15 protein-coding genes are annotated in these 12666 nt (G+C 68.6%); 7 read left to right on the top strand and 8 right to left on the bottom strand.

The window, feature by feature from the left end:
- Positions 1-335 precede the first annotated feature (335 nt).
- On the top strand, positions 336-626 hold the full coding sequence (locus RHOFW104R8_RS16355) for a nucleotidyltransferase family protein (RefSeq protein WP_068095496.1): 291 nt from the start codon (positions 336-338) through the stop codon (positions 624-626).
- Positions 623-970 carry a DUF86 domain-containing protein gene (locus tag RHOFW104R8_RS16350; protein ID WP_068095498.1) on the top strand — a complete coding sequence of 116 codons (348 nt, stop codon included), beginning with the start codon at positions 623-625 and terminating at the stop codon, positions 968-970. Before RHOFW104R8_RS16355 ends, RHOFW104R8_RS16350 begins: the two co-directional genes overlap by 4 nt.
- Before the next feature lie 181 nt (positions 971-1151).
- Here RHOFW104R8_RS16350 and RHOFW104R8_RS16345 read toward each other — a convergent pair whose 3' ends face one another.
- The 3 genes from RHOFW104R8_RS16345 to cdd are packed head-to-tail and all read right to left on the bottom strand — an operon-like array spanning position 1152 to position 3100.
- Positions 1152-2057: a 5'-3' exonuclease H3TH domain-containing protein gene (locus RHOFW104R8_RS16345; protein WP_082823674.1), complete on the bottom strand. Its 906-nt coding sequence runs from the start codon at positions 2055-2057 to the stop codon at positions 1152-1154.
- Positions 2054-2623, bottom strand: a complete 570-nt coding sequence (locus tag RHOFW104R8_RS16340) for a nitroreductase (protein ID WP_068095500.1) — start codon at positions 2621-2623, stop codon at positions 2054-2056. The genes RHOFW104R8_RS16345 and RHOFW104R8_RS16340 overlap by 4 nt, the downstream gene beginning before the upstream one ends.
- 60 nt (positions 2624-2683) lie before the next feature.
- Positions 2684-3100 carry a cytidine deaminase gene (gene cdd / locus RHOFW104R8_RS16335; RefSeq protein WP_068095502.1) on the bottom strand — a complete coding sequence of 139 codons (417 nt, stop codon included), beginning with the start codon at positions 3098-3100 and terminating at the stop codon, positions 2684-2686.
- A 135-nt stretch (positions 3101-3235) separates the two neighbouring features.
- On the opposite strand from cdd, the gene RHOFW104R8_RS16330 reads away from it, so the two are divergent.
- Positions 3236-4336, top strand: a complete 1101-nt coding sequence (locus RHOFW104R8_RS16330; RefSeq protein ID WP_068095504.1) for an NAD(P) transhydrogenase subunit alpha — start codon at positions 3236-3238, stop codon at positions 4334-4336.
- 123 nt (positions 4337-4459) lie between these two features.
- Here RHOFW104R8_RS16330 and RHOFW104R8_RS16325 read toward each other — a convergent pair whose 3' ends face one another.
- The 3 genes from RHOFW104R8_RS16325 to RHOFW104R8_RS16315 are packed head-to-tail and all read right to left on the bottom strand — an operon-like array spanning position 4460 to position 5973.
- A complete protein-coding gene (locus tag RHOFW104R8_RS16325; protein ID WP_068095506.1) occupies positions 4460-4999 on the bottom strand; it encodes a DUF3106 domain-containing protein in 540 nt (179 codons plus the stop codon).
- A gap of 3 nt (positions 5000-5002) precedes the next feature.
- Positions 5003-5392 (bottom strand): DUF3619 family protein, encoded by a 390-nt coding sequence (locus RHOFW104R8_RS16320; protein ID WP_068095508.1) that lies wholly within the window; start codon positions 5390-5392, stop codon positions 5003-5005.
- A complete protein-coding gene (locus RHOFW104R8_RS16315; protein WP_068095510.1) occupies positions 5389-5973 on the bottom strand; it encodes an RNA polymerase sigma factor in 585 nt (194 codons plus the stop codon). Before RHOFW104R8_RS16315 ends, RHOFW104R8_RS16320 begins: the two co-directional genes overlap by 4 nt.
- A gap of 150 nt (positions 5974-6123) precedes the next feature.
- Between RHOFW104R8_RS16315 and RHOFW104R8_RS16310 the strand changes: the two genes are divergently transcribed.
- Positions 6124-6429 (top strand): NAD(P) transhydrogenase subunit alpha, encoded by a 306-nt coding sequence (locus tag RHOFW104R8_RS16310; protein WP_068095512.1) that lies wholly within the window; start codon positions 6124-6126, stop codon positions 6427-6429.
- A complete protein-coding gene (locus RHOFW104R8_RS16305; protein ID WP_068095514.1) occupies positions 6429-7886 on the top strand; it encodes an NAD(P)(+) transhydrogenase (Re/Si-specific) subunit beta in 1458 nt (485 codons plus the stop codon). The genes RHOFW104R8_RS16310 and RHOFW104R8_RS16305 overlap by 1 nt, the downstream gene beginning before the upstream one ends.
- Positions 7887-8064: 178 nt before the next feature.
- Here the strand turns inward: RHOFW104R8_RS16305 and RHOFW104R8_RS16300 are convergent, their stop codons facing one another.
- Positions 8065-8496 carry a hypothetical protein gene (locus RHOFW104R8_RS16300; RefSeq protein ID WP_068095516.1) on the bottom strand — a complete coding sequence of 144 codons (432 nt, stop codon included), beginning with the start codon at positions 8494-8496 and terminating at the stop codon, positions 8065-8067.
- 220 nt (positions 8497-8716) lie between these two features.
- Here RHOFW104R8_RS16300 and sufT point away from each other — a divergent pair, with 220 nt between their 5' ends.
- Together sufT and RHOFW104R8_RS16290 are read left to right on the top strand one after the other, a co-directional pair.
- A complete protein-coding gene (gene sufT / locus RHOFW104R8_RS16295; protein WP_068095518.1) occupies positions 8717-9274 on the top strand; it encodes a putative Fe-S cluster assembly protein SufT in 558 nt (185 codons plus the stop codon).
- A 449-nt stretch (positions 9275-9723) separates the two neighbouring features.
- On the top strand, positions 9724-11844 hold the full coding sequence (locus RHOFW104R8_RS16290; protein ID WP_068095520.1) for a M4 family metallopeptidase: 2121 nt from the start codon (positions 9724-9726) through the stop codon (positions 11842-11844).
- Between the two features lie 106 nt (positions 11845-11950).
- Here RHOFW104R8_RS16290 and RHOFW104R8_RS16285 read toward each other — a convergent pair whose 3' ends face one another.
- Entirely contained in the window at positions 11951-12442 is a 492-nt protein-coding gene (locus tag RHOFW104R8_RS16285) for an asparaginase domain-containing protein (protein WP_068095521.1), read from the bottom strand.
- Positions 12443-12666 lie beyond the last annotated feature (224 nt).

Raw genomic sequence — 12666 nt, 5'->3', positions numbered from 1 at the left:
AGGGGAGGAGCACGGCTCTTGCGTTTTAGTTCCTCCCCCTGCAAGGCAGGGGGAGGTTAGGAGGGGGTAGCTCCGGGCTGGCGAGCAAGACCAAGAGCACCCAACCCCAGCCCTCCCCTGCGATGCGGGGGAGGGAACGAAGCCAGCTGCGTAGGGCGGGCACCGCCCGCCGCTCCTGCCCTGATGCACGACTACGACGAAGGGCCGGCGGGCCGTGCCCGCCCACCGGCGCGAGGTCCAGGAAGGCCTGCGCCGATCGGCTGGCGGGCTGCGCGAGGCATGCAGTACGATCAAGCCGTTGCACGGGCCAAGCCCCGAATACAGGAACATCAGTCATGTTGCTCGACGCACTGCATGCACAGAAAGACGCGATCAACGCCGCATGCCGCCAATATGGCGCGCGGCGAATTCGCGTGTTCGGCTCGGTGGCAAGAGGCGAGGAACAGCCCGACAGCGACATCGACTTCCTGGTCGATTTTCCGCGCGGTTACGATCTCTTCGCACAACGTCTGGCGCTGGCCGAGCGGCTGGTCGAGATCACCGGGCGCCAACTGGACGTCATCCCCGAGCACGAGTTGAACCGCCATATCCGGGCGCGCGTGCTGCAAGAGGCGGTCGATCTGTGAGCAAGGCCTGGCAGGCTCATGCCCGGCATATTCTGGACACCGTCGAGAAAATCGACCGCATCCAGCAGCGCGGCGACCTGACGCGCGATGAGGTGTTGTACGACGCCAGCCTGCGCAACTTGCAGACCTTGTCGGAGGCCACCCAGCAACTGCCGGAGACCATCAAGACCCAGTACCCGGCGATACCCTGGAAGCAGATCAGCGGTTTTCGCAACATCCTGGTGCATAACTATCTGGGTGACATCGATGCCCAGACCGTGTTGATGGTGGTGCAGCAACACCTTCCGCCGTTGGCATCAGCTGTGCGCGCGATGCTTGCTGCGGATCCCGACGGCAAGGCGTAGCTCGTCTGGTTCCTTCCCCTGTGATGCGGAGGAGGGAGCACAGCTTGAAATAGCGCACGTTCTTGGTCCCTCCCCCTGCAAGGCAGGGGGAGGTCAGGAGGGGGTGGCTCCGGGCTGGCGGGGAAGATCAAGAGCACCCCACCCCAGCCCTCCCCTGCGATGCAGGGGAGGGAGAAAAGCGTCAGCGCAGCAAGGCGCGTAGGCGGCTGCGGGTGAAGGCGCCGAGGCGGAGTTGTTCGCACAGTGCGTCGAGCTGGTCGACGGGCGGCGGGCGGCGCTGCAGGACGTCGGCGGATTCGGCGCCGGGGGCGTCGAGGGCGATGCGGGTGAGGCGGCGGTACAGCCGCGCCTGTTCGGCGTGTTCGCGCAGTTTGGCGGCACACGCGGCGGCGCCGCGCAGGCGCAGGAAGGCGACTTCGTCGATGCGGTCGAGCAGGATGTCGAGGCTGCCGAAGTGGGTGAGCAGGGCGGCGGCGGTCTTCGCGCCGATGCCGGGCACGCCGGGGATGTTGTCCACGCTGTCGCCGCACAGGGCCAGGTAATCGGCGACCTGGTGCGGGTGCACGCCAAGTTTCTCGTGCACGCCGGCCGGCCCCCAGCGCAGGCCGCGGGCGTAGTCCCACTGTTCGTCGTGCTCGCCCAGCAGCTGGCCGAAATCCTTGTCGGCGGAGACGATCACGCTGCGCCAGCCTTGCGCGCGCAGGTTCCACACGGTACTGCCGATCAGATCGTCGGCCTCGAAGCTGTGGTCGATCATCAGGTGCACGCCGAGCGCCTCGGTGATCGCGCGGCACTGCACGAACTGCCGCTCCAGGTCAGGCGGCGGCAGTTCGCGGTTGGCCTTGTACGGCGGGTAGATCGCGTTGCGGAACGAGCTGGTCAGCGAGGCGTCGAACGCCACCGCGATGTGTTCGGGCTGCACGCGTTCCAGCAGCTCGCACAGGAAGCGGGTGTAGCCGTGCACCGCGTTGACCGGGTGGCCGTCGGCGTCGTGGAATTCGTCCGGCATCGAATGCCAGGCACGGAACACGTAAAGGCTGCCGTCGACCAGATGGACGGCTGGACGTCCATTTGCCGGCGTGTTCACGGCGTCCAGGTGCTCAGCAGGTCGGTCAGCGCCGGGCGATCGCGGTCGGGCACCTCGATCTGTGGCGTGCCGAGGTGGACGAAGCTGACCACGTGTTCGTGTTCGGCCAGGCCGAGGATGCCCGCCACCTCGCGGTCGTAGGCGGCCCAGCCGGTCAGCCATTGCCCGCCGTAACCCAGTGCATACGCACCGAGCAGGATGTTGTAGGCGACGTTGCCGGCGCACAGCTTCTGCTCGATCTCCGGCACCTTGCTGTCGGGCTGCAGGCGGGCGACCACGGCGATCACCAGTGGCGCGAAGGTGTAACGCAGGCGCTCCTTCTCCAACTTGGCGTCGGACATCTCCGGGTGGTTACGGATCGCGATCGCCGCCAGTTGCTCGCCGAACGCCAGCTTCGCCTCGCCCTGCAGGCGGATCAGCCGGAACGGCACCAGCTTGCCGTGGTCGGGCACGCGGATCGCCGCCTCCAGCAGTTCGTGCAGGGTCGCCTCGTCCGGCGCGGGCTCGCCGAGCTGGCGCGAGGGCACGGAGTGGCGTTGCTGGAGCAGGGACAGGGCGGTGGGCATGGATCGGTTCTTCCGGCGGGGATGCCCATGCTAGCGGTCGGGGCCGTTCCGCGCGAACCGTCAGGCCGACAGCGGCAGCTTGAACGAGCCGGGCAGCAGCGCGGCCACGCTGGTCTGCTGGGTGTCGCCGTGCAGGTTGGCCAGCAGTACCGGCATGGCGCCGTCGCACAGTTCGGCCATCACCTGGCGGCAGGCACCGCAGGGGCTGACCGGGTGGTCGGTGTCGGCGATCACGGCAATGGCGGCGAAGTCGCCGGGACGGCAGCCGGCAGCGATGGCATTGAACAGCGCGGTGCGTTCGGCGCAGTTGCACAAGCCGTAGGAGGCGTTTTCCACGTTGCAGCCACTGAAGCGGCGGCCATCGCGGGCAAGCAACGCGGCGCCGACCAGGAAGTTCGAGTACGGCGCATAGGCCTGTTCGCGCGCGCCGCGCGCCGAGGCCAGCAGGTCGTCGAAGGCGTTGGGAATTGCGGGCATCGGAATCTCCGGCGATGACCCCGGCGCGGCGTGAGCCGCCTATGCCGGCGGGCCAGCTTACTCTTTTGCGCCGGCCCGGATCAAAACCCGCGAGTGCCGCTAAGATGGCCCGACCAATGCCGAGGGGACTGCACCATGCCGATCATCGTTGCCGCCTTGCGCGAGACTGCCGCCGGGGAGCGGCGCGTGGCGATCACGCCAGAGATGGCGAAGAAGCTGCGCGGCAAGGGTGTGCGCGTGCTGCTGGAGCATGATGCGGGGCGCGCCGCGGGTTTCCCCGACAGCGTCTACGCCGAGACCGAGTTTGCCGATGCGGCCGGGGTGCTGGCGCAAGCCGACGTGCTGGCCTGCGTGCTGCCGCCGGCCGACACGGCGTTTGCCGGCCTGCGCGAAGGCAGCATGGTGGTCGGGCAGCTGCGCCCGTACGGCGCCGGCGAGCGCATCGCTGCGCTCGCCGCGCGCAAGCTCACCGCGTTCTCGCTGGAGCTGTTGCCGCGCACCACCCGCGCGCAGGCGATGGACGTGCTGAGCTCGCAGGCGGCGGTGGCCGGTTACCGCGCCATGCTGATCGCGGCCGAGGCCTCGCCGAAGTTCTTCCCGATGCTGACCACGGCCGCCGGCACGATCCGGCCGTCCAAGGTGCTGGTGATCGGCGCCGGCGTGGCCGGCCTGCAGGCGATCGCCACCGCGCGCCGGCTCGGCGCGCAGACCGAAGGCTACGACGTGCGCCCGGAGACGCGCGAACAGGTGGAGTCGCTGGGCGCGAAGTTCCTCGATCTCGGCGTCAGCGCCGCCGGCAGCGGCGGCTATGCGCGCGAGCTGTCGGCGGAAGAGCGCGCCGCGCAGCAGCAGGCGCTGGCCGATCACCTGAAGTCGTTCGACGTGGTGGTCAGCACCGCGGCGGTGCCGGGGCGGCCGGCGCCGAAGATCCTCAGCACGGCGATGGTCGAAGGGATGAAACCGGGCGCACTGGTCGTCGACCTGGCGGCCGAGAGCGGCGGCAACTGCGAGCTGACCCGGCCAGGCGAGCGGGTCGAGCATGGCGGCGTGGTGATCCTGGGCCCGTTGAACCTGCCGGCCGGCGCGCCGCTGCATGCGTCGGAGATGTACGCGCGCAATGTGTTCAACTTCCTCGATCTGCTGGTGCACGACGGTGAGCTGAAACCGGATTTCGACGACGAGCTGGTGGCGAAGAGCTGCCTGAGCCATGCCGGCGAGACGCGCTTCGCCGGCTGAGCGGGCCGTAGGGCGGGCAATGCCCGCCGGCTTTTGATGGGCAAGAGCGGCGGGCATTGCCCGCCCACACGACTGAGCCGGGACCTTCGTAGGAGCGCCCGCGCACGGCGGCCGATACGTTGCTCAGGGGTGGACGGGGCTGCCAGGCGGCGGACGATCGCGGCGGTGGCGCTCCTCCCAGTGCAGGCGCTCGGCGGGAGGCAGTGCGTGCCATTCGCGGATCAGTTTCTCGCGCTGTTCCGGCGGCAGTTGCTGGAAGCGCCGGAAGGTGTCGTGCAGCTGTTCGCGCTGCTGCGGCGACAACTCGTGGAACTTGCGCATGTTCTCGCGCGCCTGCTCGCGTTCGGCCGGCGTCATCTGCTGCCAGCGGGAGATGCGTTCGCGGATTTCCTGGCGCCTGTCGGGCGGCAGGGTGACCCACCGCTCGGCACGGTGCAGCATGTGCGCCTGTTTACGCGGCGGCATGCTGTCCCAGCTGTCGCGCAGCGGCGCCAGCACGTCGCGCTGGGCCGGGTCCAGGCTGTTCCACGGACGCGGCGGCGGCATGTCGTCCTGCGGCGGCGGGGCGGGCGGCGGTGCCTGCGCGTACAGCGGTGCCGCGGCGGTGCCGCCAAGCAAGGTGGCCAGCAGCAGGGTCAGCATGTTGCGGGAGAGCCAGGTCATGATTCAGCGCGCCGCCGTCGAGCTGTTGTTGGCGGCCAGCCAGCCGTAGAAGTCGAGGTTCTGGTAGAGGTTGGGATCGGTCTTGTCGGCATCCGGTGGCAGGTCGCTGTCCAGCTCGACGCCGGTCTCGGCGGTGTTGACCGCCGTCTTGGCCGGAGCAGCATGATGCCGCGGCAACGGCTGCCACACCATCATCGTGGCCAGGGCGATCACGGCGAAGGCGCCGGCCGGGATCAGCCAGCGCGCGGCGCGGGGCGCCGGCGCGCGCGTCGTCGCCAGCGCCTGCCGCCGGGCCGCGCGCAGGCGCCCGGCGGTGGCCGGGTCGATGCGTTGGGCGGCCTCGTGCCAGAGCTCGCGGGCGCGCCGTTCGAAATGCTTGTCGGGCGTGGTCATCGCCAGTCCTCCAGTTGGTCGCGCAGATGATGCATCGCGCGTGACAGATGGGTTTTCACGCTGCCTTCGGAGCAGCCCATGGCATGGGCGGTTTCGGCCACGTCCAGGCCTTCCAGCATACGCAGCATGAACGCTTCGCGCTGGCGCTGCGGCAGTTGCCTGACCGCAGCGGCCATGTCGGCGTACGCCTGCACGTCGTGCAGGCGGCCCAGCGGGTCCTGGCCCGGGTCGGCGGGTTCCCATACGGGCAGCTCGTCGCCCTGGTCGTCGCGGCCGCCACCGAGCCAGCCCACCACGATCGAGCGCACCTTGCGCCGGCGCTGCAGGTCGACCACGCGCCGGCGCAGGATGCCCCAGAACAGCGGCGCCCATTCCGTGGCGGGCTTGTCGCGGTAGTGCCTGACCAGCCGCAGCATGGCGTCCTGCACCGCGTCCATGGCGTCCTCGCGCTGGCGCAGCTGCAGCTCGGCGACACGGAACGCGCGTCGTTCGACCTGCGCCAGGAACGCGTCCAGTGTGGCGGGCGTTTCGCGGACGTCGCCCAGCAGTTCCGCGCCTAGTGCACCGGCCACGCTGCTCATGGGGGCGTCGTCCGCGGCGTTGTATGGGGCATCCTCGGGCTCCAGCGGTGGATCTTTCGCGTTCAACGCGGCAGGCTCGCGCGGGTTGACCGGCACCCGTATGATGCGAGCACGACGTCCTGGCGGGCGGCTCTGATGGGGGATGGGGTCATGATCGATGGTTTCCTGGCGCTGTACATCTTCATGCTGGCCGCGTTCACCGGCTATGAAATCATCGCGCGGGTGCCGGTGATCCTGCATACGCCACTGATGTCCGGGTCCAACTTCGTGCACGGCATTGTGCTGGTTGGGGCGATGATCGCGCTAGGCCACGCGCAGACGCCGTTCGAGATCGCGATCGGCTTCATCGGCGTGCTGCTGGGCGCCGGCAACGCCGCCGGCGGCTACGTGGTGACCGAGCGCATGCTGGAGATGTTCAAGTCCAGCCGGCCGGACGCCGGCAAGGGAGCCAAGTGATGGCCTGGCTGCCGACCTTGATCAAGGCCTGTTATTTCCTCGCCGCACTGCTGTTCATCCTCGGTCTCAAGCGCATGAGTTCGCCGCGCACCGCGCGCGGCGGCATCGTCTGGGCCGGTTTCGGCATGCTGCTGGCGGTGCTGGCCACGTTTTTCCTGCCGGACATGCACAACCGCGGGCTGATCATCGCTGCGGTGCTGATCGGCGTGGCCGCGGCCTGGTGGAGCGGCCGCCGCGTGGCGATGACCGCGATGCCGCAGATGGTGGCGCTGTACAACGGCATGGGCGGCGGCGCGGCGGCGGCGATCGGCGCGGTCGAGCTGATCGGCTACGCGCGCGGGCTGGGGCTGCTGCACGCTGTGCCGGATACCTCGCCGCTGCGACCGGAGGCCTGGGCGGTGAACGGCCTGCCGCCCGCGCTGTCGCCGACCGAACTGGCGCTGGGCGTGCTGGGCGCGCTGATCGGCGCGGTGAGCTTCTCCGGTTCGCTGGTCGCGTTCGCCAAGCTGCAGGGCTGGATGGACCGGCGCTTCGTGTTCCCCGGCCAGCGCGCGGTGAACCTGCTGCTGCTGGCAGCGGCGGTGGCCGCGGGCGTGCTGCTCGCCACCAGCCATGCCAGCCCGATGCTGATCGCGGCGTTCTTCGCGCTGGCGCTCGCGTTCGGCCTGATGATGACCTTGCCGATCGGCGGCGCCGACATGCCGGTGGTGATCTCGCTGTACAACGCGTTCACCGGCCTGGCGGTGGCGTTCGAGGGTTTCGTGTTGGGCAACGAGGCGATGATCATCGCCGGCACCGTGGTCGGCGCGGCCGGCACCTTGCTGACCCAGTTGATGGCCAAGGCGATGAACCGCTCTATCGGCAACGTGCTGTTCGGCAGCTTCGGCGCCGCCGGCGGCGAAGCGCAGGCGATCGAGGGCGCGCAGAAGCCGGTCGATGCCTCCGATGCGGCAGTGATGATGGCCTACGCCGAGCGCGTGGTGATCGTGCCCGGCTACGGCCTGGCGGTGGCGCAGGCGCAGCACAAGGTGTGGGAGTTCGCCCAACTGCTGATCAAGCGCGGGGTGAAGGTGAAGTTCGCGATCCACCCGGTGGCCGGCCGCATGCCCGGGCACATGAACGTGCTGCTGGCCGAGGCCGGCGTGCCGTACGACCTGATCGCCGACATGGACGACATCAACCCGGAGTTCCCCGCCACCGACGTGGCGCTGGTGATCGGCGCGAACGACGTGGTCAACCCGCTGGCCAAGACCGACCCGGCCTCGCCGATCTACGGCATGCCGATCCTGGACGTCAGCGCGGCCAAGCACGTGATCGTGATCAAGCGCGGCAGGGGCACCGGCTTTGCCGGCATCGAGAACGCGCTGTTCTACGCCGACAACACGCGCATGCTGTACGGCGACGGCCAGGCGGCGGTGGGCGAGCTGGTGGCGTCGCTGAAGGAGATCGACGCCTGAGCCGATTTGCGTTTTTGTAGGAGCGCAGCTTGTGCGCGATGCTCTTGTGGAGCATTCGCGCACAGGGTGCGCTCCTACCGGTCCCGTCAGCTTCGCAGGGCGGGCACGGTCCGCTGGCTTTTGACGAGCGAGAGCGGCGGGCAGTGCCCGCCCTGCGCCTGATCCGCGGCGGGCCGCTTCAGCGCCGGCGCGGCTGGTGCCAGGCCAGCCATGCGGCCAGCAGCATGCCCAGCACGGCGCAGGCGATGTCTGCCGGTGACAGCGCCATCCGCGCCAGCTGCCACAGCATGCCGAAGCCGGCGGTGTGCATGGCGTCGATCAGGCCCATGCCCATGTTGCCGGCGATCAGCACGCCGGCGACCAGCATGTTGACGTAGAGCGCCGCCAGCAGCGTGGCGCACGCCGCCAGCAGCGCCGCACCGAGCCCCGCCGGGCGCACGCAGGCGCGGACGGTCCAGGCCAGCAGCGCGCCGAGGGGCAGCGCCAGCCACGGCAGCGACTGGCGCAGGTACAGCGTCGCCACCATCCACACGGCGCCGGCGGCCAGCCCCAGCATGGCGGCGCTGAACAGCGCGAACACCGACAGCGATACGGTACGCACGCTGCTCATCGGCGGAGGCGGTGCGTCGAGGTGGCCTGGAACATGCGCGGGTCCATCGGGCAAAGCGGCCATCATAGCGTGCCGCCGGCGGCTGCCGGGATGGCTTCGGCCTTGAAGTCCGCCGCCACCGGCCTGATCTGGGACAAGCGGCCCCGCGCGGCGGGCGGCATAATACGCATTCCGGGTCCGACGCATGGCCGCGCCCGCAGATACAGGATCTTGCAGAGGCATGAGCGGTTTCAGTCTGAGCAGCGAACCCTTCACCCTGATGCGCGACTGCAGCGCCGTGATGGTGCCGCAGGGCGACACGGTGACCTTGCCGGCCGGCCAGATCGGCTACATCACGCAGGCGCTGGGCGGCAGTTTCACGGTGTACGTGGAAGGCAACCTGTTCCGCATCGCCGGCGACGACGCCGATGCGCTGGGCAAGCAGCGGCCGGCCCCGATCGAGGTACCCGCGGACGCCACCGACGCGGACGTGGAAAAGCTGGCATGGGACCAGCTGCGCACCGTATTCGATCCGGAAATCCCGGTGAACGTGGTCGACCTGGGGCTGGTCTACGACCTCAGCCTGGAGCAGACCGAATCCGGCGAGCGCAAGGTCTACGTGAAGCTCACCCTGACCGCGCCCGGCTGCGGCATGGGCGACATCCTGGTGGACGACGCGCGCACCAAGCTGGAAATGATCCCCACGGTGGCCGAGGCGGACGTGGACCTGGTGTTCGATCCGCCGTGGAGCCACTCGATGATGTCCGACGCCGCGAAGCTCGAGACCGGCATGCTCTGAACCGCGTCCGCGGCAAGCGCCCCGGCCCGGCAAACCTCCCTGTATCGCAGGAGCGTGCGTTTCCGGGCACGCCCCGTCTGCCGTGCGCAAGATTACGCGCCATGGCTTCCGGCATGGTGCCGTCGCCACTTCCGCGCCGTGATGGCCGTCACTCGGCATAGGAAAAAATCATATTGTTGCGATTCGTCGCAAGGAATAACGTAGCCGGATTCGTCATCGGGGAGGTTGGCGAATGATCCCTTGGCGGCGTGATCGCCGTCTTGCAGTTACGCGTCCACGCGCTGTTGGCGCAAGGGAGTGCCAGGGGGAGGCAGCCGGGCCGGACGTAGTTTGGGATCGCCAGGCAGCACACGAAATAAGGGGCCGTGCGTCGCACGGCAATTCTTGCATGGGGTCCGCGCGGCCGCATCGGGTCCGCTCGTCCCGAAAAATTGTATGGGAGTCCTTGAATGCCCAATCATCACGGTTTGAAACTGCTGGTTGTCGCCATCGGCATGGCCACCGCGTCGGTGGCGACGGCCGCCGAAACGAAGACCCTGCACGCGCAGAATCTCGGTGCCATGCCGGTCAACGCGCTGGCAGCACATCTCAATCTCGGCCAGGACATGTCGCTGGCGCCGCGCAGTGCGGCCGCCATCGCCAACGGCCATCGGGTCGTGCGCCAGCAGCAGATGTACCGCGGCGTGCCGGTCTACGGCCGCAGCATTGCCGTCGTGCAGGATGCGCAGGGCAACGCGCTGCGTGCCACCGGCGAGCTGATGCAGGACAACCAGCCCGGCCTGGCTTCGGTTTCGCCGAGGTTGGATGCCGGCCGCGCCGTCGCGGCGTTGAAGTCGCACGTGCACACCCTCCTGGTCGGCGGCGCTTCGGTCGGCAACGAGCAGGCCGATCTGTTCGTGTACCCGCAGGAGAACGGCCCTGCGCGGCTGGTCTATCGCGTGTCCTACTTCGTCGACGGCGCGAACCCGTCGCGCCCGACCGCGATCGTCGACGCCAATACCGGCGAGGTGATCCAGAACTGGGACGGCCTCACTGACGCTTCCGCCACCGGGCCGGGCGGCAACCTGAAGACCGGCAAGTACCTCTACGGCACCAACTACGCGGCGCTCAACGTGACCCAGTCCGGCAGCACCTGCACGCTGCAGAACGCCGACGTCACGACCAACAACCTGCGTCAGGGCACCAGCGGTTCGGTGGTCAGCTTCACGTGTCCCAACAGCGACACCGACGCGATCAACGGCGCCTATTCGCCGGTCAACGACGCGCACCATTTCGGCGGGGTGACCCACGACATGTACGTGGCCTACGTCGGTGTGGCGCCGCTGAGCTTCCAGCTGGTGATGAACGTGCACTACAAGCTGAGCTACGAGAACGCGTTCTGGAACGGCACGGCGATGTATTTCGGCGATGGCGCCAGCACGTTCTACCCGCTGGTGTCGCTGGACGTGACCAGCCACGAGATCAGCCACGGCTTCACCGAGCAGCATTCCGCGCTGCAGTATTCCGGGCAGTCCGGCGGCATCAACGAGGCCTATTCGGACATCGCCGGGGAGGCCGCCGAGTTCTTCGACCGCGGCAGCAACGACTGGCTGGTCGGTGCCGACATCATGAAGAGCGGCACCGCGCTGCGCTGGATGTGCACGCCGACCCAGGACGGCCGCTCGATCGACAACGCCGCCAACTACACCTCCACCATGGATGTGCATTACAGCAGCGGCGTCTACAACAAGGCGTTCTGCTTGCTCGCCAAGACCGCCGGCTGGGATACCCGGAAGGCCTTCCAGGTGTTCGCACTGGCCAACAAGGTCTACTGGAACGCCACCACCGACTTCAACAACGGCGCCTGCGGCGTGGCGTCGGCGGCGCAGGACCTGGCCTACAACAAGAACGACGTGGTCGCCGCATTCACCGGCGTGGGCGTGAGCTGCCCGGGCGGTGGCGGCACCACCACCGAGCTGCAGAACAACGTGGCCGTCACCGGCGTGGCGGCGGCCACGGGTGGCGACAACGACTACTTCATCACCGTGCCGGCCGGTGCCAGCAACCTGGTGATGTCGATCTCCGGCGGCACCGGCGATGCCGACCTGTACACCAAGTTCGGCAGCGCGCCGACCACCAGCAGCTACGACTGCCGCCCGTACAAGGCCGGCAATGCGGAGAGCTGCACCGTGGCCGCGCCGAGCGCCGGCAAGTACTACCTCAAGGTGCACGGCTACTCGGCGTACTCCGGCGTCACCGTCAAGGCGTCCTACAGCACCGGCAGCGGCACCGGCGGCCTGCAGAACGGCGTGCCGGTCACCGGCCTGTCCGGCTCGAGCGGACAGGAGCTGAGCTACACCGTCACGGTGCCGTCGGGCAGCAACCTGACCATCGCCATCTCCGGCGGTACCGGTGATGCCGACCTGTACGTCAGAAAGGACCTGGCGCCGACCACCACCAGCTACGACTGCCGCCCGTACCTGGCCGGCAACAACGAGAGCTGCAAGTTCAGCGCGGCGTCCGGCACGTACTACATCAAGGTGCGTGGCTATTCGTCGTTCTCCGGCGTGTCGCTGCAGGCCAGCTGGTAATGAGCCCCCCGGCGGGCCAGGGAAGGCTCGCCGTCTTTGCAAGCCGAGGAGCCTGTGGTGACGACGAGGGCCCGGTCGATCCGACCGGGCCCTTCGTGCCGGCGGTTCAGCCGGCGATTTCCTCGAAGCGGTTGGCGTCGCGGTTCTTGCGCACCCTGGCCGGATCCCATACACGGCCGTTCATGGCGATGTAGACGCCGTCGGGCAGAGTCTGCACCGCGGCCACCGCACAGCCGATGTTGAACACCGCGTCGGAGCCCTGGAAGCGCGCCGGGTTCAGCGCGCCGGTCAGCACGATCACCTTGCCCTTGATGCCGGCCAGCTCGCGCGCGGTTTCGACCATGGTGTCGGTACCGTGGGTGACCAGCACGTGGCGGTGCGGCTGCGCCTCGATCGTCGAACGCACCAGCGCGCGGTCCTCGGTGCCCATGTGCAGGCTGTCCTTGCGCAGGATCGGGATCACGTCGAACTGGAACGCCACGCCGAGCTGGCCGAGGATCTCGCCGATCTGCGGCGCGCCGATCTTGTAGTCCGACTTGTCGTCGAAGTAGATCTTGTCGATGGTGCCGCCGGTGGTGACGATGGTCAGGTGCTGCATGTCGGGTGGCCGTGGAGAGAGTCGAGACATTTTAGCCCGTGCCGGCACCAGTGTGCCGGTAGGAGCGCACCCTGTGCGCGATGCTCCTGGCTCTGTTCGACATCAGCTTCGTAGGGCGGGCACGGCCCGCCGCTCTTGTTTCCATGCAAAAGCCGGCGGGCGGTGCCCGCCCTTGTATTCTGATTTTGCCCGAGTCGCGCTTGGGCAAAAGGGTGTCCGGATGC

Source organism: Rhodanobacter sp. FW104-R8 (genome assembly GCF_001617365.1).
GTDB lineage: Bacteria > Pseudomonadota > Gammaproteobacteria > Xanthomonadales > Rhodanobacteraceae > Rhodanobacter.
This window is presented reverse-complemented; position numbering and strand designations above follow the sequence as displayed.